This window comes from Neisseria dumasiana (assembly GCF_022870885.1).
Lineage (GTDB): Bacteria > Pseudomonadota > Gammaproteobacteria > Burkholderiales > Neisseriaceae > Neisseria > Neisseria dumasiana.
The window spans coordinates 570,130-596,985 of record NZ_CP091509.1; the positions used below are offsets into that span (position 1 = coordinate 570,130).

At 46.8% G+C, this 26,856-nt stretch carries 25 protein-coding genes and 1 pseudogene; 15 read left to right on the forward strand and 11 right to left on the reverse strand.

Features of this window, described 5'->3' with window-relative positions; translation table 11 throughout:
- Positions 1 to 116 precede the first annotated feature (116 nt).
- The 3 genes from LVJ88_RS02555 to LVJ88_RS02565 all read right to left on the reverse strand — a co-directional run bounded on the left by LVJ88_RS02555 (position 117) and on the right by LVJ88_RS02565 (position 2,556).
- Complete coding sequence (locus LVJ88_RS02555; protein ID WP_085418164.1) at positions 117 to 1,046, reverse strand: MetQ/NlpA family ABC transporter substrate-binding protein; 930 nt, start codon at positions 1,044 to 1,046, stop codon at positions 117 to 119.
- Positions 1,047 to 1,130: 84 nt separating this feature from the next.
- Positions 1,131 to 1,817 carry a methionine ABC transporter permease gene (locus LVJ88_RS02560; protein WP_085418109.1) on the reverse strand — a complete coding sequence of 229 codons (687 nt, stop codon included), beginning with the start codon at positions 1,815 to 1,817 and terminating at the stop codon, positions 1,131 to 1,133.
- A gap of 1 nt (position 1,818) precedes the next feature.
- Positions 1,819 to 2,556 (reverse strand): methionine ABC transporter ATP-binding protein, encoded by a 738-nt coding sequence (locus tag LVJ88_RS02565; protein ID WP_085418110.1) that lies wholly within the window; start codon positions 2,554 to 2,556, stop codon positions 1,819 to 1,821.
- 338 nt (positions 2,557 to 2,894) lie between these two features.
- Between LVJ88_RS02565 and LVJ88_RS02570 the strand changes: the two genes are divergently transcribed.
- Positions 2,895 to 3,413, forward strand: a complete 519-nt coding sequence (locus LVJ88_RS02570) for a thioredoxin family protein (protein WP_085418111.1) — start codon at positions 2,895 to 2,897, stop codon at positions 3,411 to 3,413.
- 465 nt (positions 3,414 to 3,878) lie between these two features.
- Here LVJ88_RS02570 and LVJ88_RS02575 read toward each other — a convergent pair whose 3' ends face one another.
- Positions 3,879 to 4,142: a hypothetical protein gene (locus tag LVJ88_RS02575; protein WP_085418112.1), complete on the reverse strand. Its 264-nt coding sequence runs from the start codon at positions 4,140 to 4,142 to the stop codon at positions 3,879 to 3,881.
- Between the two features lie 300 nt (positions 4,143 to 4,442).
- Here LVJ88_RS02575 and LVJ88_RS02580 point away from each other — a divergent pair, with 300 nt between their 5' ends.
- Together LVJ88_RS02580 and tsaD are read left to right on the forward strand one after the other, a co-directional pair.
- Complete coding sequence (locus LVJ88_RS02580; protein WP_054599360.1) at positions 4,443 to 5,129, forward strand: S24 family peptidase; 687 nt, start codon at positions 4,443 to 4,445, stop codon at positions 5,127 to 5,129.
- Between the two features lie 143 nt (positions 5,130 to 5,272).
- Positions 5,273 to 6,337: a tRNA (adenosine(37)-N6)-threonylcarbamoyltransferase complex transferase subunit TsaD gene (gene tsaD, locus LVJ88_RS02585; protein ID WP_085418113.1), complete on the forward strand. Its 1,065-nt coding sequence runs from the start codon at positions 5,273 to 5,275 to the stop codon at positions 6,335 to 6,337.
- 208 nt (positions 6,338 to 6,545) lie between these two features.
- Here the strand turns inward: tsaD and fabI are convergent, their stop codons facing one another.
- Complete coding sequence (gene fabI / locus LVJ88_RS02590; protein ID WP_054599358.1) at positions 6,546 to 7,337, reverse strand: enoyl-ACP reductase FabI; 792 nt, start codon at positions 7,335 to 7,337, stop codon at positions 6,546 to 6,548.
- A 509-nt stretch (positions 7,338 to 7,846) separates the two neighbouring features.
- Here fabI and dnaB point away from each other — a divergent pair.
- The 8 genes from dnaB (at position 7,847) to LVJ88_RS02640 (ending at position 14,756) form a co-directional block, all read left to right on the forward strand.
- Positions 7,847 to 9,259: a replicative DNA helicase gene (gene dnaB / locus LVJ88_RS02595; RefSeq protein WP_054599357.1), complete on the forward strand. Its 1,413-nt coding sequence runs from the start codon at positions 7,847 to 7,849 to the stop codon at positions 9,257 to 9,259.
- Between the two features lie 317 nt (positions 9,260 to 9,576).
- Positions 9,577 to 10,260, forward strand: coding sequence for a GspH/FimT family pseudopilin (locus tag LVJ88_RS02605; protein ID WP_085418115.1), 684 nt, complete (start codon positions 9,577 to 9,579; stop codon positions 10,258 to 10,260).
- Positions 10,261 to 10,314: 54 nt separating this feature from the next.
- Positions 10,315 to 11,043, forward strand: coding sequence for a type IV pilus modification protein PilV (gene pilV / locus LVJ88_RS02610; protein ID WP_085418116.1), 729 nt, complete (start codon positions 10,315 to 10,317; stop codon positions 11,041 to 11,043).
- Between the two features lie 6 nt (positions 11,044 to 11,049).
- Positions 11,050 to 11,991, forward strand: a complete 942-nt coding sequence (locus LVJ88_RS02615; protein ID WP_233127534.1) for a PilW family protein — start codon at positions 11,050 to 11,052, stop codon at positions 11,989 to 11,991.
- Entirely contained in the window at positions 11,970 to 12,527 is a 558-nt protein-coding gene (locus LVJ88_RS02620) for a pilus assembly PilX family protein (protein ID WP_085418117.1), read from the forward strand. Before LVJ88_RS02615 ends, LVJ88_RS02620 begins: the two co-directional genes overlap by 22 nt.
- A gap of 15 nt (positions 12,528 to 12,542) precedes the next feature.
- Positions 12,543 to 12,995: a PilX family type IV pilin gene (locus LVJ88_RS02630; protein ID WP_085418166.1), complete on the forward strand. Its 453-nt coding sequence runs from the start codon at positions 12,543 to 12,545 to the stop codon at positions 12,993 to 12,995.
- Positions 12,996 to 13,405: 410 nt separating this feature from the next.
- Positions 13,406 to 14,242 carry a mechanosensitive ion channel family protein gene (locus LVJ88_RS02635; protein ID WP_085418119.1) on the forward strand — a complete coding sequence of 279 codons (837 nt, stop codon included), beginning with the start codon at positions 13,406 to 13,408 and terminating at the stop codon, positions 14,240 to 14,242.
- Between the two features lie 4 nt (positions 14,243 to 14,246).
- On the forward strand, positions 14,247 to 14,756 hold the full coding sequence (locus LVJ88_RS02640) for a protein disulfide oxidoreductase (RefSeq protein WP_085418120.1): 510 nt from the start codon (positions 14,247 to 14,249) through the stop codon (positions 14,754 to 14,756).
- Between the two features lie 148 nt (positions 14,757 to 14,904).
- On the opposite strand, the gene clpX is transcribed toward LVJ88_RS02640, so the two are convergent.
- Positions 14,905 to 16,185 (reverse strand): ATP-dependent Clp protease ATP-binding subunit ClpX, encoded by a 1,281-nt coding sequence (gene clpX / locus LVJ88_RS02645; protein ID WP_085356082.1) that lies wholly within the window; start codon positions 16,183 to 16,185, stop codon positions 14,905 to 14,907.
- 503 nt (positions 16,186 to 16,688) lie between these two features.
- On the opposite strand from clpX, the gene LVJ88_RS02650 reads away from it, so the two are divergent.
- Positions 16,689 to 17,627, forward strand: a complete 939-nt coding sequence (locus LVJ88_RS02650; RefSeq protein ID WP_416171749.1) for a serine hydrolase — start codon at positions 16,689 to 16,691, stop codon at positions 17,625 to 17,627.
- Positions 17,628 to 17,845: 218 nt separating this feature from the next.
- Here LVJ88_RS02650 and glyS read toward each other — a convergent pair whose 3' ends face one another.
- The 3 genes from glyS to glyQ form a co-directional block, all read right to left on the reverse strand.
- Complete coding sequence (gene glyS, locus LVJ88_RS02655; RefSeq protein WP_085418122.1) at positions 17,846 to 19,906, reverse strand: glycine--tRNA ligase subunit beta; 2,061 nt, start codon at positions 19,904 to 19,906, stop codon at positions 17,846 to 17,848.
- Between the two features lie 48 nt (positions 19,907 to 19,954).
- Positions 19,955 to 20,365 (reverse strand): 50S ribosome-binding protein YggL, encoded by a 411-nt coding sequence (locus tag LVJ88_RS02660; protein ID WP_085418123.1) that lies wholly within the window; start codon positions 20,363 to 20,365, stop codon positions 19,955 to 19,957.
- A gap of 61 nt (positions 20,366 to 20,426) precedes the next feature.
- Complete coding sequence (gene glyQ, locus LVJ88_RS02665) at positions 20,427 to 21,332, reverse strand: glycine--tRNA ligase subunit alpha (RefSeq protein WP_085356077.1); 906 nt, start codon at positions 21,330 to 21,332, stop codon at positions 20,427 to 20,429.
- Between the two features lie 242 nt (positions 21,333 to 21,574).
- Between glyQ and LVJ88_RS02670 the strand changes: the two genes are divergently transcribed.
- Positions 21,575 to 22,234: an OmpA family protein gene (locus tag LVJ88_RS02670; protein WP_085418124.1), complete on the forward strand. Its 660-nt coding sequence runs from the start codon at positions 21,575 to 21,577 to the stop codon at positions 22,232 to 22,234.
- A gap of 91 nt (positions 22,235 to 22,325) precedes the next feature.
- Positions 22,326 to 22,469 (forward strand): annotated as a pseudogene (locus tag LVJ88_RS02675) (lipoprotein signal peptidase); the annotation flags it as partial.
- Between the two features lie 4 nt (positions 22,470 to 22,473).
- Here the strand turns inward: LVJ88_RS02675 and LVJ88_RS02680 are convergent.
- Together LVJ88_RS02680 and moaC are read right to left on the reverse strand one after the other, a co-directional pair.
- Positions 22,474 to 23,238, reverse strand: coding sequence for a HesA/MoeB/ThiF family protein (locus LVJ88_RS02680; protein ID WP_085418125.1), 765 nt, complete (start codon positions 23,236 to 23,238; stop codon positions 22,474 to 22,476).
- Between the two features lie 7 nt (positions 23,239 to 23,245).
- Complete coding sequence (moaC, locus tag LVJ88_RS02685; RefSeq protein WP_085356074.1) at positions 23,246 to 23,746, reverse strand: cyclic pyranopterin monophosphate synthase MoaC; 501 nt, start codon at positions 23,744 to 23,746, stop codon at positions 23,246 to 23,248.
- A gap of 404 nt (positions 23,747 to 24,150) precedes the next feature.
- Here moaC and ppc point away from each other — a divergent pair, with 404 nt between their 5' ends.
- Positions 24,151 to 26,853: a phosphoenolpyruvate carboxylase gene (ppc, locus tag LVJ88_RS02690; RefSeq protein WP_085418126.1), complete on the forward strand. Its 2,703-nt coding sequence runs from the start codon at positions 24,151 to 24,153 to the stop codon at positions 26,851 to 26,853.
- Positions 26,854 to 26,856: the final 3 nt, after the last annotated feature.

The following is a 26,856-nucleotide window of genomic DNA, read 5'->3' on the forward strand; positions in this document are numbered from 1 at the left end:
GCATCCAGTTTTGCAAAGCCCTCCAACAATTTTCAGACGGCTGCTCTGCTTTCCCATTTAAAAAAGAAAACGCCTTCATATAAGAAGGCGTTTTGCAATGTGTTATTTGATTGTAATTATTTGGTTGAGGATGCAGCAGAAGCTGTTGCTGCCGCTTCAGAAGCTGCACCTTGAGCAGCTTGTTCACCCCATGAAGCAGGATATTTATATCCTGCGAAGCGTTGCTTGGCATAAGTTTTAAATTCTTCGGAATTGTAAACTTCGGTAACGTCTTTAACCCACTGGCTGTCTTTGTCGGTTGTTTTAACTGCGGCCCAGTTCACATAAGCAAAGCTCGGCTCTTGGAACAAGGTTTCTGTCAATTTCATACCGCTGCTCATTGCATAGTTGCCATTGACAACTGCAAAGTCAACATCGGCGCGGCTACGCGGAAGTTGGGCAGCTTCAAGTTCTACGATTTTGATTTTTTTCAAATTGTCTGCAATATCGTTTTTAGAAGCTGTTAACGGGTTAATACCGTCTTTCAATTTCACCCAACCTAACTCATTCATCATCACCAAAGCACGGGCAAAGTTGGACGGATCATTGGGTGCAGAAACGCTGCTGCCTTCTTTTACTTCGTCTAATGATTTCAATTTACCCGGATAAAGACCTAACGGGGCAGTTGGAACTTGGAATACTTCAACAATATCCAATTTATGTTCTTTTTTGAAATCATCCAAATAAGGTTTGTGTTGAAATACGTTGATATCCAGTTCACCTTCGGCTAAGGCTTGGTTCGGCCGCACATAGTCGGTAAATTCAATCAACTTAACGGTATAACCTTTTTTCTCCAAAGCAGGCTGGATTTGTTCTTTAACCATGTCGCCGAAATCACCTACTGTGGTGCCGAATACGATTTCTTTCTTTTCCGCTTTCGCTACGGCTGAAGCTGAATCGGATGCGGGAGTAGAAGCACTTTCTTTTTGGCCTTGACCGCCACAGGCAGCCAGGGCGAATAGTATCGCACCGGCAGAAAAAGTTTTAAACAACACAGACGCTTGCATAATCATATACTCCTTGAGTAAATTAGATAAAAGAAGATTGGGCCGTCTGAAAAGTTCAGACGGCATTAGGCATCAAAAGAAAAATTATCGTTTATCCAGTTTGCGGGAAATGAAATTTCCCAAACTTTGAATCAAAATAACCAGCAGCACCAAAATAGCCACAATGAAAATGATTACTTCGGTTTGATAACGGTAATAACCGTATCGTATGGCCAAATCACCCAAACCGCCGCCGCCGATCATGCCTGCGGCAGCGCTGTAAGACAACAGGCCGATTGCCAAAACAGTAATGCTCGATACCATACCCGCTCTGGCTTCGTTCAACAGCACTTTACGGATAATCGTCATCGGCGTGGCTCCCATACTGCTGGCTGCTTCAATTACTCCCCGGGGTACTTCGCGCAGGTTTTGCTCAACCAAACGTGCAAAATAAAACATGCCTGAAACGCTAAGCACCAAAGAAGCTGCCACAGGGCCGATTGTACTGCCGACAATCGCGCGGGTTGACGGAATCATCGCAATCATCAAAATAACAAAAGGAAATGCCCGCATTAAATTAACCAAATTGTCCCACACTAAATTAACCGGACGGTTATAGTGCAGCTGACGGTTGGCAGTTACAAATAAAAATACGCCCAACAGTGTGCCAAATAGAGTAGCGAAGGTTGTGGAAAGTCCTACCATGATGAACGTTTCCCACAAAGCCTGCACAATTTCACCGCGCATACGGGCAATGTTTTCTACTGCTTCAGTGAAGGTTACATCAGCCATCTCAATCTTCCCTCACCAATTCGCAACCAATTTCTGAACGTGCATGTATCTGATTGTTTTCAACATTTACTACTTCTACAATTTTCCCTTGGTGCAGCAGGGCAGCACGGTCGCACAAACGGCGGATAACGCTCATTTCATGAGTTACGATAACAATTGTTACATTGAAACGTTTGTTAATATCTTCCAAACATTCCAATACGCTGCGGGTGGTTGCCGGATCTAACGCAGAAGTAGGCTCGTCGGCCAAGATGACTTTAGGGCTTGAGGCCAATGCGCGCGCTATGCCAACCCTTTGTTTCTGCCCGCCTGAAAGTTGTGCCGGATAATGTTCGGATCGGTTTTCCAATCCTACAATTTCCAAGCACTCCGCAACGCGCTTTTTGATTTTTTCAGACGGCCAGCCTGCGATTTCTAAAGGAAAAGCAACATTATCGGCAACAGTACGGTTGCTCAACAAATTAAATTGCTGAAACACCATGCCGATATTTTGGCGTGCGTTGCGCAGTGCCGCCGCATTTAAGGCCGTAAGCTCCTCTCCACCGACAGTTACTTTGCCGGTGTCGGGTCGTTCCAACAAATTAATCAGGCGCAACAGGGTAGATTTTCCTGCGCCCGAATAACCCATCAGGCCGAAAATTTCGCCTGCTTTTATTTCCAAGGTAGTGGGTTCTACCGCAGTAAACCATGATTTGTCACGGTTTTGGTAACGCTTGGAAACATTGTCCAAAATAATCATAAATTTTCCAACACATACAACAAAAGCCCGATGTGTAACACAGCGGGCTGGAATCACAAAACGGAAGGGTGCAGTCAGCAACCTAACGCTTTAGCTGTTTAACGCCCGCAAGCTGTATCAAATCGGCGGATAAATGAATGCAGCAATATTACTGCAAGGCAGCTGTTAAATCAAGTTTATACATGTGAATTTAAATATAAAAAACACCGTTGTAATTCAAACCGCACAGGCCGTCTGAACGCTTCGCTGTTGTTGCGGTTGGACGTGGTTAGCAATGGGTTTATAATTAAATATGGCAAAAATATTTAATAGATACATAAAGTTGAAGGAGAATGCCCATGTTTGTTAAATTTATTTTTCCAGCCTTGGTGGTGGCTTTGGCTGCCTGCACTTCAAAAAATGAAGTTGAAAATTTGCGCAACAAATTAACTGAGGCAGAAGTGGCGGTAAAACTGTCTGCCGAAAATACCAAAAGGTTGGAAAACACTTATTCCGATATTTATTTTGTTTTAAACAGCCTGACTGTTGATAATTTTAAGAACAAAGTGGCCAAAGGTGATACTTTTTACGTTTATATTGGCCGTCCGAGTTGTGGAGATTGTGACGCTTTCGAGCCTATGTTCAAGCGTTACATCCATAAACACCAATTGCAAGGCAAAATTTATTATGTGAATGTGCACAGGCTAAATCAAGACAAACCGGCATGGACTGCGTTTAAAAAACAATACGGTTTGAGCGGTACTCCAGTTCTGGCCAAATATGGACGGGGAAAACTGCTTAATAAATTAGATTTTGAAGACAATCAAGGTATTAGTCCGCAGGCTTTGGAAAATTGGATTAAACAGAACCATCTTTAATCGGCATTGAGATGGCATCAGAGTGTTTGAGCAGTCGGTGCATTGTTGATATGGGGCTAAATCTCGGCGCTAAGGTGTGAAAAATGCTTGTAAAGCAGCTGATTTTGGTGTGCTTTTGGCCTTGAGACTACGAATTTTTTTCGGAAGTGCGGCAGATTGGCAAAGTTAGCAACCGCTACACAAGGGTACACGGGCATGTTGGAAGCTGTTTTAAAATCAGTGAATAACACCTTGAATCGTTGCCTTATGGGGTGAGAGCTAAAATCATATGGCTCTCATTTTTTATTTTTTGAGGAGATTCTTATATATAGTCAATCAATACTTTTTAATACAAGAAATCAAGTTGCAGACAGTACAGGCAGTGCGGAACCGATTCTGTTGTTATTCCAGTGGCTTACACAATCGTTCTCTTTGGGCTAAGGCGCGGCAGCGCCGCAGTAAAAGTTAAGTTGATTATAGTGGTTCTTATTCATATACCACTCCAGCGACCAACATTTCTGCATCTAAACTACCGTAAGATTGTTCCCATGCCTGAGCCGCTTCTGCCGCCGAACAGTTTTGGGCAAATATTTGTTGAGAGTGGCTCATTTTATCGAAAGCAATATGGTTCAATTGGGTACATTCATTTAAAGAAAAAGCAGCTTCTGCTTCAGAAGAAGAACCGGTAACCATCATAAAAAATGCTGAAACCAATGCGCCTGACACAATTAAAATTCTACCTATTTTCATAATATCGCTCCTGAATAGCACGCTTTTTGCGTAACAGATGTCAATTAACCATTTCAAGTTTTTCGAACGTGAAGTAAGGGAAATATTGAAAAAATCGAAATGAAGATAGTTATGCTTACTTGAGAGGGTATGTTTTTCATTTAATCTCATGTTTTTTTATTCTACTAAGGTAAATCTGAATTATCAATACTTTTTCTTATTTAATTTTTCAATTAATCTTACTTTTTATTCAAAACTAAAGTAAAATAAAGCTTACTGGATTCAAAGTATGAAAAAACACACCCGACCAAGGAACAAAAGATGGATACATTTAAAGACAGATTAGTTTTTCTTTGGAAAGACGAAGCCCGTCAAGCCAAAATTGCTGCCGACATCGACATGACCATTGCGGGATTCAGCAGAATTTGGAACGAAGGAGGGCTGCCAAAAGCTGAAACGCTAAAGAAAATCAAACAACTTAAAGGGTGTAGTATAGATTGGTTGCTAACCGGCGAAGGCGAGCCTTTCCCCGATGCTTCTTCTGCTGCTTCATCAGCACAAGATACGTTGGGTAATCCGGTGGATATAGATGAATTTATTTTTGTGCCCCGTTACGATATCCAAGCAGCAGCGGGGCATGGCCGCTTGGTGGGTGATGAAAAACCTGTATTCAGCATGGCGTTCAGACGTTATTGGGTTGAAAACTACATTACCCGAGATACTAAAAACCTTTCTGTTATTTCCGTAAAAGGCGATTCAATGGAAGGGGTGTTGAATGACGGCGATTCCATCTTGATCAACCATGGCGAAACTACTCCCCGCGACGGTTTGTATGTGTTGCGCTTGAATGAAAATCTTTTGGTGAAACGCCTTCAGCTTATGCCGGGTGGGATTGTCAATGTGATTTCAGCCAATGAAGCGTATCCTACCTTTGAAATAAATCTCAATAATATGACCGATGATGTGGCAATTATCGGCAGGGTGGAATGGTTTGGTAGAAATATTTAAAACAAATGCTGATATCAAATTGCCAAAACTTTTCCGAGGCCGTCTGAAAAGAACAGGCGGTTTTCAAACGTAACCGAACATTTTTAATCAGAATCCGCTAGAATAGCGGGCTTCATTTTTCAGACGGCCTTTTAGATATTGATATGTTGGTATTGGGAATAGAATCTTCTTGCGATGAAACCGGTGTGGCTTTGTACGACACGGAACGGGGTTTGTTGGCGCATCAGCTGCACACGCAAATGGCTATGCATGCAGAGTATGGCGGCGTGGTGCCCGAGCTTGCCAGCCGCGACCATATCCGCCGGTTAGTGCCTTTAACGCAAAGCTGTTTGGAACAGGCAGGTGTGGAATATAGCGATCTTGATGCTGTGGCTTTTACTCAAGGTCCGGGATTGGGAGGAGCGCTGCTTGCGGGATCGAGCTACGCCAACGCGTTGGCTTTTGCATTAAATATTCCGGTTATACCTATTCATCATCTTGAGGGTCATTTGCTGTCACCCCTGCTTTCCGAAGAAAAGCCCGAGTTTCCTTTTGTTGCTTTGCTCGTGTCGGGAGGGCATTCCCAATTTATGGCAGTGAGATGTATTGGAGACTATACCCTGTTGGGAGAGAGCGTTGATGATGCTGCCGGTGAGGCTTTTGACAAAACAGCAAAATTATTGGGGCTGCCTTATCCCGGCGGAGCCAAGCTTTCCCAACTTGCTAAGGATGGAGCTGAAAATGCCTTTGATTTTCCCCGTCCTATGTTGCACTCGCCTGATATTCAGATGAGCTTTTCCGGTTTGAAAACCGCAGTGCTAACCGCTGTGCAAAAAGTGCGGGAACAACATGGCGGTATTGTGCCGGAGCAAACCCGTAACGATATATGCCGTGAATTTCAGGATGCGGTAGTAGATGTATTGGTTGCAAAAGCACACAAAGCCCTACTGGATACCGGTTTTCGAACTTTGGTTGTTGCAGGGGGGGTAGGGGCGAATTGGAAGTTGCGTGAAGCTTTAGGCCGTCTGAAAATACAGACTGCGCCCATCAAAGGCCAACCGAAGCCTTTGCCGGAAAAGGTAAAAGTATATTTTCCCCCGATGGAATATTGTACTGATAACGGCGCAATGATTGCTTTTGCCGGAGCAATGCGGTTAACAAACGCTCGGGAAGCGGGCAGTTTTAATGTTAAACCGCGATGGCTCTTAACGGATATTGTGGTAGCTTGAAAATGATGCAAATCCGATAAATGATAGACGGCCATTGCAAAACCAACATCAATAACGCACAGTAATCCGATAACATTTCAACAGTGAAAAACCGCAACATCCGACAAATGCCGGGTGTTGCGGTTTTTCATGTTAAACGCTTAACTGAATGTAAGCATCAAATCGGACTTTTCATACGGCATTACCGTTTTATATCCAACTCACACCGTTAGATATTGTCCGGATCGTTTAAAGCATTGATGCTGTAGCCGCCGTCAACATAGGTAATTTCACCCGTGATGCCTGAAGCCAAGTCAGACAATAAAAATGCTGCCGTGTTGCCTACTTCTGTGATGGTTACATTGCGGCCGAGCGGATTATGCGAAGCAACATGGTTTAACAATTTGCTGAAATCGGCAATGCCTGAAGCAGCCAAGGTTTTGATCGGGCCTGCTGAAATGCCATTGCACCGGATGCCTTCTTTGCCCAAGCAAGCAGCGGTAAAGCGTATGCCTGCTTCCAAGCTGGCTTTGGCCATGCCCATTACGTTGTAGTGGGGAACGGCTCTCACCGCACCGAGATAGGTTAATGCCAAAATCGAGCCGTTTCTACCCTGCATCATCGGGCGCGCCGCTTTTGCCAAGGCAGGCAAGCTGTAAGCCGAAACTTCGTGGGCGATTTTGAAAGCCTCGCGGCTGATGCTGTCTAAAAAATCACCGTCTAACGCTTCGCGGGGCGCAAAGCCGATAGAATGAACCAATCCGTCTAACCCGTCCCATACTTTTCCTAGGTCGGTAAATGTTTTCTCAATTTCTTCATCGCTTTGTACATCGCAGCGGAATACCAATTCGGAACCCAGTTCTGCGGCCATTTTACGTACGCGGTCTTCTAATTTGTCGACAACATAAGTGAAAGCCAATTCAGCACCTTGTTCATGACACGCTTTGGCAATACCGTAAGCAATAGAACGCTCAGAGATCATGCCGGTAATCAGAATTTTTTTACCTTGCAAAAAGCCCATGTATATTATCCTTAAATAGTGGTTTTGAGGATTAACCAAACGGCGCATTATATCAAAATCAGCAAGTTAAGCATAGAAAATGGGAGCATACACTTCGGCCTTTTTATAATCCGAAAAACACGGTCTTTATCGATGGGGTGGTCATTAACAACAAGCCGTTTTTTTATTTTTATTAAGCTGACATTTGGAGATTCCGGAAAGATGGAGAAGCAGTGCAAATCTGATTTCACTCAGATAGAAAAAGCCGGCTCGTGTAACATAAAAAGATTCGCAAATCAAAACGGCTTGATAATGTAGATTATTTATTTCAGATGTTCGGGCAATAAATTAAGTTTATTTTTCATAAGAGGTAACCCCTATTGTAGAACTTATTTGTTTGGACTGTGCTTCGCGATTTGAGGAAGAGTTAAGCTATAATTCGCCCTTTCCGCAATCGGAAATTTGCACAATTTTTGCGGCTTTTCCGGTGCGCTTAAGTTGGTACACTAAAGATTTTGAAAGGTTTTTCCATGAATGATTACAGCGAAATGATGCCGTCTGAAACAGACCGCGAAGTGAGCGCACTTGCTTTGCCGCCCCATTCTATGGAAGCCGAACAATCAGTATTGGGCGGATTGCTGTTGGAAAATTCGGCATGGGACAGAATAGCAGATGTTGTCAGCCCTGAAGATTTCTACCGTCATGAGCACCGCCTGATTTTTCGTCATATTGCAGCCTTGATCAACGAAAGTCGGCCGGCGGATGTGATTACAGTGCAGGAAGCACTGGAGAGAAACGAAGAGTTGGAAGCCGCGGGCGGATTCAATTACCTGATCTCGTTGGCTCAGAACACCCCTTCGGCGGCCAACATACGCCGCTATGCAGAAATTGTGCGCGAACGTTCGATAATGCGCCAGCTTGCAGAGGTTGGCACAGAAATTGCACGCAGTGCCTATAATCCTCAAGGAAGGGATGCAGGGCAGCTTTTGGATGAGGCTGAAAATAAAGTATTCCAAATTGCCGAAAGCACGGCCAAGTCGAAGCAGGGCTTTTTGGAAATGCCCGCGCTGCTGCGGGAAGTGGTTGCCCGTATCGACATGCTGTATTCGCGTGAAAACCCTGATGAAGTAACCGGCATTGCTACGGGTTTTATCGATTTGGATAAAAAAACATCGGGGCTTCAACCCGGAGATTTGATTATCGTTGCCGGCCGGCCGTCTATGGGTAAAACCGCGTTTTCAATCAATATTGCCGAGCATGTGGCAGTAGAATCCAAATTGCCGGTGGCCGTGTTTTCTATGGAAATGGGTGGCGCGCAATTGGTAATGCGTATGCTCGGTTCGGTAGGCCGCCTCGACCAGCATGTGTTGAAAACAGGCCGTTTGGAAGACGAACATTGGGGCCGTCTGAACGATGCCGTCGCAAAGCTATCTGATGCGCCGATGTTTATTGATGAAACGCCCGGGCTGACTGCACTCGAACTGCGCGCCCGCGCCCGCCGTTTGGCACGACAGTTCAATGGAAGGTTGGGGTTGATTGTCATTGACTACCTTCAGCTGATGGCAGGTTCGGGGCGGAGTGATAACCGTGCATCGGAGCTGGGAGAGATTTCACGTTCGCTGAAAGCTTTGGCCAAAGAATTGCAAGTGCCGGTGATAGCATTGTCGCAATTGAGCCGTACAGTTGAGCAGCGCACCGATAAACGGCCGATGATGTCGGATTTGCGTGAATCGGGTGCAATTGAGCAAGATGCTGATTTAATTATGTTTATGTATCGGGATGAATACTATAATGCAGAAACCCAGTTTAAAGGTTTGGCAGAATGTATCATCGGCAAGCACCGTAACGGCCCAACCGGAAAAGTATTCCTCACCTTTATCGGCCAGTTTACCAAATTTGAAAATGCCGCATATGTGCCTGAGGCGGCAATGATGGAAGATTGATACAGATTCTCCCATACTGTCAGCCGTATTTCATATTTTATTAGGCGGGCATGACGTTATCGTTTACAATAGCAAACGAAAATAAACAAATCGTTAATTCAGAAGGCAGATACATGTCGTATCACACCTTCAATAATAGGGTTGCGGGGCCCTAAATAATTGATGGCACAATGGTTTTATTGTTGGCCGTTTGTCAAACTTTCGTCTTAAAGCCGGTTGGTAGCATAACCATTATTTTCAGGCATATCACACATGAGGCCGTCTGAAGCGGTTTGCGGACGAGACACATTACTCAAACAACGTCATCAGGTTTACTCATGCATTCACAGAGCAAAGGTTTTACCTTAATAGAATTACTGATCGTTATTGCGATTGTTGCCATTATGGCTACGATCGCCCTCCCTAATATGAGCCAGTGGATTGCCTCGCGCCGTGCAGCGGGTCAGGCAGAACAAGTGGCCAATCTTTTGCGTTTTGCAAGAGCGGAAGCGGTCCGCTTAAATGCCATTGTATATGTTTGCCCCGTCCAAATTAAAAAAGACGGCAATCCGGATCAATACTGCGACATGAAATATACAGGCCAAGGGCTTGCCGCGTTTGCAGACAACAATAAAAACGGCATTTATGAGCGCAATGAAGACACGGATCTGCGTACGGTAATCCTTAATTCGCCGCAAAATACCAAAGTGAGTTATCAGGTTGATAATTATGCTTTCAGCGGAGAACGCACCGGAAATAATCACATGTGGGGCTTCCTGCCCAACGGCACCTTCGGTCATAAAGCACAAGCCGCCGACAAATTAAACCACTCCACCGGATATGTAAAGATTTCTCTTACCGATGCATCAGCCAGTAGCGAGGCAGATAAAAGGGCGCGCTCAACGATTGTTGTCATTGATAGTGCAGGTCGGGCAACCGTATGTTCGGGCAACTCCGATGGAAGTCAAAATTCTGAAGATGTTATGAAAAATTTATGTCGTTATAGCAGCGATAACACATAACATTCTGTCTGTTTATCATTTCCTTTTCATGAACACCAAAAAAGAATATCTAAAATGAATGTTAGCAACAAGAACATAATAAAGCCAAAGACAGGCCGTCTGAAAAAAAGCCAGCGCGGTATGACTTTGGTAGAAGTGTTGGTATCTATGTTTGTTTTGGCAGTTGGCGTGCTGGCTTTGCTGGCAACCCAGTTAAGAACAGTCGCAAGTGTGCAGGAAGCTGAGAGCCAAACTGTTGTAGCCCAGGCAGTTCAAAATCTTATGGAAAGTATGCTGATCAATCCTACGTTGTGTAGCAAAGATGATAAAGATGATCCTCGATGTGCCGGTAAGGTTGATGACAATACGCCTGAAAATTGGGTTGTGAAAAGTTACGATAATAATAAGATATTTGTGGATGATAATGGGAAGCCAATAAGTTATCGGTATTCAAATCCTGTTGAAGCAAAACCTTGTAGTGGAAATAATTTATGTCGCTCTCCTGATTCCACTTCTTTGAATAAAAGAGAAATTTTAGAAGATCAGTTAGGCCGTTTTGAGGACAGCTTATCAAAGGCGCTACCTAATGCGAATGTTTGGTACATTATTTGTAATGATAATTCAGGAAAAGACATGACTATTTCAGGCAGTTCGGTTACACATCATTGTTCAGGCAATGAAAGTCATCCTTTTGTTATCAAAGTGTTGTGGGAAATGGAAGCCGAAAAAATCAAAGATAATAAAGCCTTAACTCAAAATAATAAAAAAATTGTGTATACCTACCAAGCACGCCTTGCGGAGTAACGTATCATGAGAATGTACTTATCTTCTTCACACATTGCGGGCAAACATAGTCAGCAAGGTTTCAGTTTGATTGAATTCGCTGTAGCCAGCATATTGAGCCTGTTGGTATTGGTTGCGGTCAGTACAGGTTATTTTACTGCGCGCACTTTGAATACGGCGGCTGATACCCGTCTTAAATTTCAACAGGATTTGCGTAATGCCGCCAATATGGTTGTGCGGGATGCCCGTATGGCAGGTGGTTTTGGCTGTTTCAGCCTGATTGGTGAAAAAGACGGTAAGGTTATTCATGATCGCAACACTTCTACATCCGGTTCGGAAGCGTTTAAATTGGAGAACAATCCGTCCAATCTAATGCCTGTTCGTACAATAGCCCAATCTAACTTCAGGCCGGCCGGTTTTTCGGCATCGTCTGATGCATTGATATTTATGTACGGTTCGGGATCGGGACGTATAGGCAGTATAGACAGAGGTGTTTCAAATAACCAGCCTTTGATTTTCAGCAGTTGCAATACCTTGGTGCGTCCTGCAAACGATACTATACCTTCCGATGAAAGTGCGCTGAAAACCACATTAGGTGTTTCGGATTTGCAGTTAAGTGAAATTATGGTGATGAATTACACGGTAAATGCTTATGTAACCGGCAGTATTAATGGTCAATCGGGATTGTTCCGTTTTCAATTGAGTGGAAATGATTGGAGTAGCCCGCAACTGCTGATTAAAGATGTTACCGGAGCAAATTTCAGATATACCTATGTGAACAATTGCCCCGAAGAAATATTGCCGAAAGATAAAACCAAGTTTGAAAGATTCGAATATTCTCCTAATTTGACGAGAATGCCTGCGCTCATACAAATGAATTTAAGCGGAGGAGCTCAGGATCAAAATCAAATTTATACCATTAACGCTTCAGTGAGGGGGGGGAACTCATGCGCAAACCGTACACTTTAAAACACATCAATAAATCGGCACAACAAGGGTTTTCGTTGTTTATCGTGTTGATGGTGATGATTGTAGTGGCATTTTTTGTGGTGAGTGTGACGCAATCGTACAATACTGAACAGCGCATCAGTACTAATGATGCCGATAGAAAATTTGCAGCAGCTTTAGCCGAAGCGGCATTAAGGGAAGGGGAAAGTAAAATTGCAGCCTTCGATGGTATCGTTAAATTCACGGATAATTGTACGGATGCGAAATGCCGTGCCGCAGGTAGTTCTCCCGGTACTTTCGGAGATATTATCGTTGAGCCCGGTACTTCAAAGGTTGAAGCTTGGGAACGGCGCAATGGAGGCGGCAAAGCTAAACTTTTGATAGATACTAACGGAGGGACATTGGCGAACATGGGAGCAAGTGAATCACCGCGTTATATTATCGAATATATCAGCACTCAAGATGACGGCATGGTTATCTATCGTGTTACCGCCAAAGCGTGGGGAAAAAATAAAAATACGGTAGTGGTTTTACAGTCCTATGTGACTGCAGGGTAAGGGGGGAGCAGAAACATGTCTTTCCAATCAAAAGGGTTTACTTTGATTGAAATGCTGATAACCATTGCAGTAATCGGTATTTTAGCCACTATCGCTCTGCCTTCTTATATGCACTACATAGAACGTGGCCATTTGGCTCAGGCACATAACGAATTGGTAAATATCAATAACCGTATTAAAACGGAGCGGGTTAAACAGCCGTCGAGTTATAGGGATCAAAGCCAGCTCAGACTGTTTGTAGAAGGTCTTCACAAAGAAGCGGAAGTAAAGAAGAAATATGATATTCAAGTGTATGTGCCTGAGAGTAATAGTCTTGTTTATCATCTGGTGGCCAAGCCTCAAGCAAGCAGCGGTTATACAAAGGCTGTTTGGATGAATAGTGCCGGAGATGCTTATAAGTGCGATAATGCCGCTGCTGCCGAGCGCTATGCGACTAATGGAGATTGTGAAAAAATCGGCGGAAAGTAGATAACTATATTGCCTGTTTCTGTTGTCTATTTGCTTCCAAACAAGTGAAAAAGTTTAAAAAGAAATGTACTCGGGATAAGAAGTCGAAATTCAATCTAAGAATTTCGACTTCTTGTTTATGATTCCATACATTTTTTTGTGATGAATCATCATCGCCCAATCGAATATCGCATGTGGTTGTGAGCAGACAGTCGGCAGGCTTCCAATATAAGACAACAGATATTCGATCACAGATTTCGTTACTGCGTTTGGGGAGAAGATCGCAAAAAAGTCTTTCAGATGATGCATCCCAATCCCACAATAAAAGTTAAATTGATTAAACATATGGCCCCTCTTAAAACAGTTTGGTAAGTTCGGAGCATTTATAATTGTTTTCAGACGGCCTTAAGTAAGTAAACTATGGAATAACAATGAATACATTTGAAAAGATAAATAACGGCATCAGCCAAAGTCTTAGTCATTATGAAACCATGACCGGCAGTGTAAATGCGATGGTTCAGGCATTTTGGTTGCGGGTTCCTTATTTGGTATTGGCGCTGTTGGTATTTATTCTGTTTTATTTTTTATCCAAGCTGTTTAAGCGGCTGACTGCCAAACTGCTTGCCGGCCGTTTGAGTAACCGCATGAATCTTTTGCTGGTTTTGCAGCGTATCGGAGGAGCCTTAATTATATTTGCCGGATTTTTGGCTTCAATGATGATTGCTATTCCCGATTTTACGCCTACCCAGTTGATTAGTGCGTTGGGTATCGGCTCGGTTGCGATAGGTTTCGCATTTAAAGATATTTTTCAAAATTTACTTTCAGGTATTCTGTTGCTGCTCAGTGAGCCGTTTAGGATAGGGGATAGGATTGTATCCGGCTCATTTGAAGGTACGGTAGAAAATATAGAAATCCGAGCTACTACCTTGCGCACTTATGATGGCCGCCGTATTGTGATACCGAATGCGCAATTATTTACATCACCGGTAACGGTTAATACCAGTAGCGGCAGATACCGTCAAAGTACAACTTTTAATGTATCGGCACAATTAGATATAGATGCTGTTAAAAATCGAGTGATTTCAGCCGTCTTGGAGCAGTGCGGTCATGATATTTCGGATCCTCAAATTGCAGTAATTGAGCTTTCTGATGGCTCTGCTACTTTAGAATTACGCTGGTGGTCTCAAGGCCATGCAGACAATAACCGCATTTTAGATGAGGTGTTATCTTGCATTCAGCCCTTTTTGATAAAAGGGGATAAGGATTAAAGCAATGGGAATCAAAACAAAGAGTTGGTTGAAAAATATTTTTCAGACGGCCTTGATGGTTTTGTTGGTGTCTTTTGCGGTTGACTGGTGGCGAAAGCCTGAGCAGCCCCTTGAATTTGCCGAACAGCCGCTTATTCTGCTCGACGGACACAAAACCAGTTTGAGTGGGATGAGTAGCGAGCGCACGGCAATAGTTTATTTTTGGGGGAGTTGGTGCGGAATCTGCCGTCATACTTCTCCGGTTATACAACGCATACATCAAGTAGGTGTACCGGTATTAGGTGTTGCTTTGCGTTCCGGAGCGGAGAATGAAGTGCGCGATTATATGCGTAACAACGGCATGAGCTTTGATACGGTAAACGATGCAGACAGCGCACTTTCAGCGCAGTGGCAGGTGTCGGTAACACCTACGATCGTTTTGATTAAAAACGGCAAGATGGTACACAGCACCACAGGCTTGAGCAGTTATTGGGGGTTGCGCGGCAGGCTTTGGCTGGCGGACTGGATAAATTAAATTCAGACGGCTTTCGTTTTGTGTAACCAATCTTGGCAAAAGCCGTAAATGGTGGATGCAGTTAATCTTGTTCGATATTGTCAATAAAAATCCCGTGTTGTCTATATTCCAATATGGACAACACGGGACTTTTGCAAACAAGTATTTGTTACGCAGCCGGTTTCTTATTGTTTTCGGTTTCTTGATATTCTTGGCCGTCTGAAAGCAACAATTTAGGTTTGCTGCCTTTTTCAATCACGTTTTCATTGACCACAACTTTTTTCACTTCTTTCAAACCGGGCAATATGTACATGGTTTCCAGCAGGCAGCGTTCTACGATGGAACGAAGGCCGCGTGCGCCGGTTTTGCGTTCCATCGCTTGTTTGGCAATGCTGCGTAATGCGGAGGGTAAAACTTCCAACTCCACACCTTCCATAGCAAACAACGCTTGGTATTGTTTGATTAGTGCATTTTTCGGTTCGGTCAGAATATTGATTAATGCATCTTCATCGAGCTCGGCCAGAGTGGCGATAACAGGCAGGCGGCCGATAAGTTCGGGAATCAAACCGAATTTAATTAAGTCTTCAGGCTCTACGGTTTCAAATAAAGCCGTAATATCAGCGTTTTCATCTTTGCTGCTGACGGCGGCACCAAAACCGATTCCGCCTTTTTCCGTGCGTTGGCGGATAACTTTTTCCAAACCGGCAAACGCACCGCCACAGATAAACAAAATGTTGGTGGTATCTACATTGATAAATTCTTGATTGGGATGTTTGCGCCCGCCTTGGGGAGGAACGGAGGCAACCGTTCCCTCAATCAGTTTCAGCAATGCTTGTTGCACACCTTCTCCCGATACGTCACGGGTTATCGAAGGGTTGTCACTTTTGCGGGAGATTTTGTCGATTTCATCGATATACACAATACCGCGCTGTGCTTTTTCGACATCGAAATCACATTTGCCCAATAATTTCGTAATAATCTGTTCCACGTCTTCGCCCACATAGCCTGCCTCTGTGAGCGTGGTGGCATCGGCCATTACGAAAGGTACGTCGAGTTTGCGTGCCAGTGATTGGGCGAGCAGGGTTTTTCCGGAGCCCGTCGGGCCGATAAGCAGGATATTACTCTTTGATAATTCTACATTATCGCTGCTTTTGGGATGGCGCAAGCGTTTGTAGTGGTTATAAACCGCAACAGCCAAAGCCTTTTTGGCTTGCTCTTGTCCGATAACGTGATCGTTGAGATTGGCAACGATTTCGGCCGGAGTCGGTAATCGGTCTTGTGGAGCATTTTCAACAGAGATGTTGTCGGAATCTTCATGCTGGCTTTGAAGCATAATGCCGCAAGTTTCTACGCATTCATTGCAGATTAAAGCTTTTTCGCCTTCAATCAGGTTTTTGACCTCATGCTCGGGTTTGCCGCAAAACGAGCAGAAACGTTTTTCGTCTGACATATTTTAGTTTTCTTTGGAGAATTATTTTTTAAGAATGGATGAGGAGCTGGTTAAGTTCAACTGGTAAGTATAATAAGTATCTGCTTGTTTATCAAACTAAGTAGATGAGTATTCATATAGAAGCTTAAGAGGCTCTTAAGCACAATGAAGATTTACCGTGGCGGCTTTTGGAAAAAGAAAAAGTATCGGGTGATGAAAAATCAAGAATTTTTCAACATGTACGGTTTGTGCAACAAGATTTTGACTTCATTAAAAGTAAATATGGTTACTTTTTATTTGGTCTTTTCGGCAAAAATGAGCATATTGGTATGCTTATTAGATAGTTTTATAAGGTAAAATATGGTTTAAGTAGAAGAAAATATATTTTTCGACTTTACAGCAAAGCCGGTTTTAATCAATAATTTAATGAATACAGGTAAACCGTGTTGTCATAAGCCTGAAAAGCAGGAAGGTGACGGCGCGATGGTTTTATTTTAAATACACACGGAAGATGAAAAATGCCGATGATGAATATCAGCAAAAAAATTGCCGCCGCTTGTTTGAGTATCGGTTTGGCAGCTTTCAGCCTGCCTGCGGCGGCCGATGACTTAGACGTGTTAGGGCAATTTTTAGAGCAGAATTTTCCGGTTGAAAGCGATCCGTTGGGCGCATTCGCCACAATGAAAATCGAAGATCAGTTAGAAGCGCAGGCTGCTTATGCAGGTCCTTTGCTGTCTTCGCAATCTGCTTTAATCGTCAACAATAAAACAGGCGAGGTGCTTTTTCAGAAGAACCCCAACCGCGTGATGCCGATTGCCTCGATTTCAAAATTGATGTCTGCCATGGTTGTGCTTGATGCCAATCAGAATATGAATGAGCCGATTACCATTACCGCTGCGGAAATCGACCGTTTGAAAGGCACCGGCAGCCGCTTGGCAATAGGCACTACTTTAACCCGCGGCGAACTGCTTCATTTGAGTTTGATGAGCAGTGAAAACCGTGCCACTCATGCACTCGGCAGAAGTTATCCGGGCGGTATGCCCGCTTTCGTGGATGCCATGAACCGTAAAGCGCAAAGCTTGGGTATGGGCAACACCCGTTTCTACGAACCGACCGGTTTGGACTTCCGTAATGTTTCAACTGCGAACGATTTGAGCAAAATGGTACAGGCGGCGAGTAAGTATCCCGTTATCCGCCGCGACAGTGTTTCAAATTATCGTGCGGTTTATACCAACCGGGGGCAGCAAAGCTATAAAAACAGCAATGCTTTGGTTCGTGAAGGCGGTTGGAATATTGAGCTTCAAAAAACCGGCTATATCCGCGAGGCAGGCCGCTCTATGGTTGTGAAGGCGAAAGTTCAGAACCAACCGGTAACCATTGTTTTGTTGAATGCGCCTTCATCTCTCAGCCGCGTGAACGATGCGCGCAAAATTGAATCTTGGATGCTGCAAAAACGCTCTTAATATTTAGAGTATATTTTGTGGTTAATCAATAACAGCCTGACGGATATTGTTTGAATCGTCAGGCTGTTTGGTTTTGAAAACACCGGGTAAGCCGTTTAAATGATTCAGCTTGGAGCAAGGTTTGTGCTTTTTCTTAAGTTGGTTGGCTACGGTAATTACAAAAAAGCCGTCTGAAATAGATTTTCAGACGGCTTTTCAATATACGTTTTATGGTTGATTTACTCGCTTAATAGAGCAATATCGGCCACGGCGTTCATCAGATCCGCCAATTGATTCAGAAGGTTGAGGCGGTTTTGTTTTACCGCGGCATCGTCGGCCATTACCATTACATTGTCGAAGAAGGCATCTACTTGCGGCTTTACCGAAGCCAAAGCGGATAAGGCTGTCTGAAAATCTTGGGCAGCCAAGGCGGCTTCGATTTTCGGCTGCAAATCTTTTGCAGCGGCAAACAGGGCTTGTTCTTCGTTTTGTTGCAGCAGGCTTTCGTTTACTGCGCCTAATTCGGCATCGGATTTTTTCAACAGGTTCTGTACGCGCTTGTTGGCGGCGGCAAGAGCGGCTGCTTCGGGCAGTTGTTTGAACGCGGCCACAGCTTGCAGCTTGGCAGCCAAGTCGTTTAAACGGCTTGGTTTTTTGGCCAATACGGCTGCAACGATGTCTTGCGGGTAATCGTTTTGCAGCAATACGGCTAAACGCGCCTGCATGAAGTCGGCAACTTCGGCAACGGTGTTGTCGGCGAGTTTGCCTTGCGGGAAACTGTTGTAGGCCGTCTGAAGCAGATCGTTGATGTCCAAATCGTGTTGCATCAGCATACGCAACACGCCAAGTGCGGAACGGCGCAGGGCATAGGGGTCTTTGTCGCCGGTGGGAATCAGGCCGATGCCCCAAATGCCGACCAGGGTTTCCAGTTTGTCGGCCAAGGCAACGGCGGTGGCAATCGGGCTTTCAGGTAGCTTGTCGCCGGCAAAGCGGGGTTGGTAATGCTGTTCGACGGCATCGGCAATTTCCGAGCTTTCGCCGTCAAGTTGGGCGTAGTATTTGCCCATGGTGCCTTGCAGTTCGGGAAATTCGCCGACCATTTCGGTAACGAGGTCGGCTTTGGCCAAGCGGGCTGCGCGTTCTGCCGTGGCTTTGTCGGCTTCCAATTGTGCGGCAATGTGTGCGGCCAGGCTTTGCAAACGCTCGATGCGTTCGGCTTGCGAACCGATTTTGTTGTGGTAAACCACGTTGGCCAGTTTGGGCAGACGGCTTTCGAGCGAGGCTTTTTGGTCTTGTTTGTAGAAAAATTCGGCATCAGACAGGCGGGCGCGCAATACGCGTTCGTTGCCGTGGATGATGTGGCTCGGATCTTCGGTTTGCAGATTGGAAACCAGCAGGAAGCGGTTCATCAGCTTGCCGTTTTGATCGAGCAGCGGGAAGTATTTTTGGTTTTGCTGCATGGTGAGAATCAGGCATTCCTGCGGCACGGCGAGAAAGTGTTCTTCAAACTGCGCTTCCAATACCACAGGCCATTCCACAAGCGCGGTGACTTCGTCGAGCAAGGCTTCGTCGGCGGCAACCGTGGCGTTCAGACGGCCTGCCTGTTGGTTTAAGGCTGCTTGAATGGCGGCTTTGCGTTCGGCAAACGATGCAATCACTTTGCCTTGTTCGCGCATTTGCTCGGCGTAGCGGTCGGCGTGGGTAATGTCGAACAGGCCGTCTGAAAGAAAACGGTGCCCTGACGTTTGACGCTGGCTTTCCAGTCCCAATACGGAAGCGGCAACGGTATCTGCGCCGTGCATCACGATTAAACCGTGAACGGGGCGCACGAAGGTGTGCGTGCTGCTGCCCCAACGCATCACTTTCGGAATCGGCAGTTTTTTCACGGCTTGGGCGAGAATGTCTTCCAGCAATTCAGGCAGGCTTTTGCCTTGTTGGGTAAATTCGTATGCGTAAACATCTTGCTTGCCGTCGTGAACGATTTTTAAGTCGGCAATATCGGCACCGCAAGAGCGGGCAAAGCCTTCCAATGCTTTGGTGGGTGCGCCGTCTTTCATGGCATTGGCTACTGCCGGGCCTTTTTTCACCACCTCTTGGTCGGCTTGAACGGCTTTGACGTTTTTAACCTGCACGGCAAGGCGGCGGGGCGAGGCATAGGCGGTGTATTCGGCAACACCTTCGATTAATTGCGCTTTTTCTAAGCCTTCTACAATGGAAGCGGCAAGGCTGTTGCCCAAGTTGTTGAGGGCTTTGGGGGGTAGCTCTTCGGTGAGGAGTTCGATTAACAGGGTTTGGGTCATTGTTCAGACTTTCTATCTATAATACGTTTATCCGTTTTCAGACGGCCTTTATTTGTGAATTTCATCGCATTGATCGTATTCGGTTTCATGGCAGTAAAAACCGTCAATCAGTTTGCCTGCGCGTAAGTGCTGTACGTCTTTTCGTGCAACCAGCCATTCAATCAACATTTGCCGCTGCATCGACGTGATATTGTGCGGCGGGCGTTGGGTGTGGTCGAAGATGATGGAAAAGTTTTCCGCAGTTCCTCCACTTACCAAGCACATTGAGTTTGCGTACACCCAATCAATTAAGTCATCAATAAACTGTTCGAAATATGCAGCAGTTCGATATTCCGGCATCAGGCTGCCGCACACGCTGAAAACCAAGTTTTGATACTCGCCCACATAAAATTTTTTGCGTTGGCGGGCATTCATTTTGCGGATTTTCCGTCGGCTGGGTGTGCGGTGGTAATGCGGCATAAGTTTACCCACAGATGTTTTCAGACGGCCTATCTGAAGAAAAGAAGCAGGCCGTCTGAAATTAAGCAGATTGGTTTTTAATCAACGGAAAACCCAATTTCTCCCGGCTCTCGACAAACTTCTGCGCCACAATCCGGCTTAAGGTGCGGATACGGCCGATATAGGTGGCGCGTTCGGTAACGGAAATGGCGCCGCGCGCATCAAGCAGGTTGAAGGTGTGGCCGGCTTTGAGCACCAGTTCGTAAGCGGGCAGGGCGAGTGACGTGTCTTCTACTTCCAGCAGGCGTTTGGCTTGGGCTTCGTAGTCGTTAAATTGCTTCAACAGCCATTCGGCATCGGAATATTCAAAGTTGTAGGTGGATTGTTCCACTTCGTTTTGGTGGTACACGTCGCCGTAGGTAACGGTTTGGCCGTCGGGGGTTTTCGACCATACCAAGTCATATACGTTTTCTACGCCTTGCAGATACATGGCGAGGCGTTCGATGCCGTAGGTGATTTCGCCCAAAACAGGCGTGCAGTCGATGCCGCCGACTTGTTGGAAATAGGTAAATTGGGTGACTTCCATGCCGTTGAGCCACACTTCCCAGCCCAAGCCCCATGCGCCGAGGGTGGGGTTTTCCCAGTCGTCTTCTACAAAACGGATGTCGTGTACTTTCGGGTCGATGCCCAGCTCGCGCAGCGAATCGAGGTATTGTTCTTGAATGTCGGCGGGGGCGGGTTTTAAGGCCACCTGAAATTGGTAATAGTGTTGCAGGCGGTTGGGGTTGTCGCCGTAGCGGCCGTCTTTGGGGCGGCGGCTGGGTTGGACATAAGCGGCATACCACGGCTCGGGGCCTAATGCGCGCAGGCAGGTGGCGGGATGGCTGGTGCCGGCGCCGACTTCCATGTCGAAAGGTTGGATGATGGTGCAGCCGCGTTCGGCCCAAAAGTTTTGTAATTTGAAGATAATTTGTTGGAAGGTGAGCATGGTGGGCTTCTGATAATGGTGAAATATATAAAAGTGTGCATTTTACTGTTTCGGGCGGGTTTTGGGTAGGTTTCGATGGTTGTAGGGGTAGGTGGGATGAGTTGGTAAATGGGTATGCTTTATGGATAAAAATGCTGATAATTCTGTATGTTAAATTTTATTTTGTAGGGATTGGGTGCTTTCTTGATTCGGATTTTTGAGTATAATCCGTCCGTATTTCATCTATTCAAAGGAAAATAAAAATGTCGGATAACGATGATCACAAAGAACAGCGCATCGGTTTGTGGGTTGCCGGCGGTGCTTCTGCGCTGGCTGTGTTGTCTATTTTGTTCTATGCCGTTTGGGGTTGGGAGAACGGTAAAATAGAGGGATCTCCGGGATACGGAATAGCAGCTTCCGATGTGGCGGTTGCGGTTCCTGCTTCAGCTGCGGTTCAGACGACCCCTGCGGTTGGCGTTGCTCCGGTGGCAGCGGTTTCGGAACCGGAAGTTGCGGTTGTGGCTTCTGCTGTGGAACAAACTTCGGTAGCCGAGCAGATTTTGGCTGCTTCCGACACGGCTGAAATGGTGGCAGACGGTGCTCAAGCGGTGGTGGAAAACGGTGTAGTGAAATTTTATTTTGCTACGGGTAAAGCCGATTTGGCGGCAAATGCTGCCGATGCTTTGAAAGATGTGCTGGCCGGTGCGAAAGAGGGCAAGAAAGCGGTGATTTCGGGCTTTCATGATGTAACGGGCAATAAGAAGCTGAATGAAGAGCTGTCTAAAAAACGTGCGTTTGCGGTGCGTGATGCTTTGCTGCATTTGGGTGTGCCCGAAGCGCAAATAGAGTTGCGTAAGCCCGAAAATGCGACGGGTAGCGGCAATAATGCCGAAGCGCGTCGTGTAGAAGTGGTTTTGGAATAATATAGGCCGACGAATATTGGCGTATAAGCGTGAAACAACAAAGCCCGGAATATATTTCCGGGCTTTGTTGTTTTCAGACGGCCTGAGACCTTTGCAAAACCCCCATCTGCGGCGCATTTCTGCGTTGTGCGCTGCTCGCTCGTTTGCCTATCTGTATGATATGTCTGCACTCGCTGTGCTGCTACGCCTTGAACTGCATCCACATCTGAGGGTTTTGCAAAGGTCTCGGCCTGATGGATTCAAGGTTGTTGGGATGGTTGGTTTGAAGCGCAGACGCGGCAGTGCGGATTTTTTGCCAATTCAAACTGTTGCCATTCGCTGCGCAAGGCATCGTAAACAGAAAGCGTACCGTGGCTTGGGCTGCCGATGCCGGCTAAAATTTTCAGGGCTTCTGCGGCTTGTGCGGTGCCGATAATGCCGACAAGCGGGGAGAATACGCCGAATACGGCACACGCTCCGTCATCGGCGTGTTTGCCGTCAAACAGGCAGGCATAGCAGGGGGAGTCGGTCAGGTCGGGGCGGTACACGGCAAGCTGGCCTTCGAAGCGCACGGCAGCGCCGGAAACCAACGGAGTGCGGGTGGCGACGGATGCCCGGTTCACGGCTTGACGGGTGACAAAGTTGTCGCAGCAGTCGATTGCAATGGAAACGCCCGCCATCAAGTCTGTTAACCGTTCCTCGGTGAGCTGTTCGTTAAGCGCGCTGATACGGATGCGGCTGTTGATGTTTTTCAGACGGCCTGCCATCACTTCGGCTTTGCTTAAACCGATGTCGGCTTCGGTGAAGGTGATTTGGCGTTGGAGGTTGGTGCTGTCGATGGTGTCGTGGTCGGCTATTATCAAATGCCCCACGCCGGCGGCGGCCAGATAAGGCAAAACCGCCGCGCCCAAGCCGCCGCAGCCGACCACCAATGCCGAGGCATCGAGCAGTTTTTGCTGGCCTTCGATGCCGATTTCTTCAAGCAGGATGTGGCGGCTGTAACGCAGCAGGTCGCGGTCGTCCATATCGGTTTTAATAGTTGAGGTTTTCTAAGTTGTTGTCGAAAACGAAATTGCCGCTCTTGCCGCCGGCTTTTTCTTCTAAATGAATTTGTGAAATAACCATGCTTTTATCTACGGCTTTGAGCATGTCGTAAATGGTGAGCAGGGAAATGTTAACCGCCGTTAAAGCTTCCATTTCCACGCCGGTTTTGCCTTCGGTGCTGGCGGTTACGGTGGTTTTAACGCGGGCAAGTTGGAGATCGACGTCGAAATCTATGCGCACATGGGTTAGGGCAACAGGATGGCACAGGGGGATCAGAAAGCCGGTTTGTTTGGCTGCCTGTATGCCGGCAACGCGGGCAATGCCTAGCACGTCGCCTTTGTTGGCCGCACCGTCTGCAATCAGGCGCACGGCTTCGCGGCTCATATTGATGTAGCCGCTGGCTTTGGCAACGCGTTTGGTAGGGGCTTTTTCGCCGATGTCCACCATGTGGGCTTCGTTGTTTTCGTTGAAGTGGGTTAAGTCGATCATGATCGTTTCCTGAATGTGCTGAAGGTAAAAATACAGGCTCTGTTGCATCTCGGGCGTGTTGTCCTGTGCCGGTGAGGCCGTCTGAAAAAACACGCCGGCATGCCTGCTATTTTAAGTGATTTTTACAAAGCCGACTATGGTGAACAATATATTGATGTATCAATATGTTCAATGAAACAACAATATGAGGCATTGGCAAAACTAAGGTTCCGATATATTGAAAAAAGCGGTTGCAAGAAGCTTTGACAAACATTTAACCCATTTTTATATGCAGCAGGCATCTCAATCTGGTTGGCAACATGCTTCTAATCCAGTTACTTTTTACTGGATTGCTAACAATTATGGTTTCTTTCCGAACCTTGCTATAAAATTCCCGCACTTTTAAATATCGAGAGAGAAACACCATGCGGCTTGACATTCTGAGTAATCCCAAAGACGAACCGTTGGCGGCCGATGCGGAGTTTTTAACGCAATCGCTGTTTAAACTGCTGCATAACGAAACCACCGAAATTGTTTTAAACACGGTTAAGCAATTGGCCGAGTCCGACGACAGCAGCGCAATTATCGAAGAAGTTCTGCCCAAACTTAGCGAACGCCAAACCCAAAACCTGATTTTGGCGTGCGGGCTGTTTTCGCAAATGCTGAATATTGCCGAAGACGTGCATCACGAACGCCGCCGTTTGGCGCACGAACACGCGGGCAGCAGCGCCGCTTCCGGCAGCGTGGCCGATACTGTGCGCAAACTGAAAGCGCATCAGATCAGCAGCGAAGCCTTGCAAAAGCAGCTCGACCAAACCCACATCGCTGCTGTATTGACTGCACATCCGACCGAAGTACAGCGTCAGGCCACCTTAAACTTTCACCGCCGCATCCGCACGCTTTTACCCCGCTACGAACGTTGCAACAGTGCGGAAGAGCTGGAAGAGTTGCAAAGAGAAGTGGATGCGACCTTGCTGGCTTTATGGCAAACCAGCGAAACCCGCCATTTCAAAGTAACCGTTAAAAACGAAATCAACAACGGCGTATCTATTTTTCCGCTGAGCTTTTTCCACGCGCTGCCGAAACTCTACCGCAGCATGGAAAAAGAATTTCAGACGGCCTATCCCGATATCCGCATTCCCGACATTCTGCAGATCGGCGGTTGGATTGGCGGCGACCGCGACGGCAATCCTTTCGTGTCTGCCGAAACTTTGCGTCATGCGTTCAAACAGCATGCTGATACGGTGTTCCATTATTACCGCCGCCAGTTGGCCGAGCTGTATCACGACTTGCCGCTTTCTATACGGCGCGTGAACGTAAGCGACGAAGTATTGGCACTTTCGGCTTTGTCGCCCGATACCGAAATTGCCCACGAAGAAGAACCCTACCGCCGCGCCATTGCTTATATTATGTCGCGCCTGATTGCACGCGGGCATGAAATCGGTTTGACTTTGGGCTGTAAATTCGGCTTGGGCAAGCCTTACCGCAATGTCGAAGAATTTATTGCCGACTTGAACGCCATGCGGCAGTCTTTGCGCGACAACGGCAGCACCATGTTGGCCGATGCACGTTTGGCCGACATTATCCGCACCGCTTCCGTGTTCGGCTTTTACATGATGCCGCTCGATTTGCGCCAGCACGCGGCCAAACATGCCGAAGTGGTGGCCGAACTGTTCCGTCATGCCGGCTTGGAGGATTACGCCGGCCTTTCCGAGGCCGAAAAGCAAAATGTTCTACTGCGCGAACTGCACAACCAACGCCCCTTGTACAGCCCCTACATAGATTACAGCGAGCATACCTGCCACGAACTGGCCATTTTTCACGAAGCGCGTAAAGTCAAAAACGAATTGGGCGAAAAAGCCATCAACCAAAGCATCATTTCCAACTGCGAACACCCCAGCGATTTGCTGGCGTTGGCGTTGTTGCTGCAAGAAAGCGGGTTACTGGTGTTGGAAAACGGCAAGCCCGTGAGCCGTATCAACATCGTGCCGCTTTTTGAAACCATCGAAGCGCTCGAAAACGCCTGTGCCGTAATGGATACCCTGTTCAACCTGCCGTGGTATCGCGATCTGCTCGCCAGCCGCGACAATATTCAGGAAATCATGCTCGGCTATTCCGACAGCAACAAAGACGGCGGTTATGTAACCAGCTCTTGGGGTTTGTATCAGGCCGAACAAGGCTTGGTAGAACTTTTCAGACGGCATGGCATCAGAATGCGCCTGTTCCACGGTCGCGGCGGCAGCGTCGGCCGTGGCGGCGGCCCGTCTTACCAAGCCATATTGGCGCAGCCCGAAGGCAGCGTTGGCGGACAAATCCGCATTACCGAACAGGGCGAAGTGATTACCGCCAAATATGCCGACGCCGGCAACGCCCACCGCAACTTGGAAACCTTAGTAGCCGCCACCCTTGAAGCCAGCCTGCTGCCGCAACACCAAGACCCCGACAGCACGCTGATGCAGGCATTGTCTGACAGCGCCTTCAAACACTACCGCGCCCTGATTACCTGCGACGGCTTTATCGACTACTTCCTGCAAACCAGCCCGATTCAAGAGATTGCCACCCTCAACTTGGGTAGCCGCCCCGCCAGCCGCAAAACATTGGCACGCATTCAAGATTTGCGTGCGATTCCGTGGGTGTTTTCGTGGACGCAAAACCGCCTGATGCTGCCTGCGTGGTACGGCTTCGGCAGCGCGGTGGAAGAATTGTGCCAAGCCGATTCAGGCCGTCTGAAAGACTTGCAGCAGCATGCGCAAAACAATCCGTTTTTCCAAACCATGCTGTCGAACATGGAGCAGGTGATGGCGAAAACCGATTTGACGCTGGCCGAAAACTACGCAGGTTTGAGCCAATCGCCCGAACGTGCCGCCGAGATTTTCGCCATGATCAAGCAAGAATACCTCAAGAGCCGCCAAGCACTGATGGATATTCTGCAAACCGAAGAGCTGCTCAGCGACAACCGCAGCCTCGCCCGCTCGCTGGCCTTGAGGATTCCCTATCTCAACGCACTAGGCGGCTTGCAGATAGCTTTGCTCAAACGCCTGCGCCAAGACCCTGAAAATGCCCACCTGCTGCAAATGGTGCACCTGACCATTAACGGCGTGGCACAGGGATTGCGTAACACGGGTTAATGC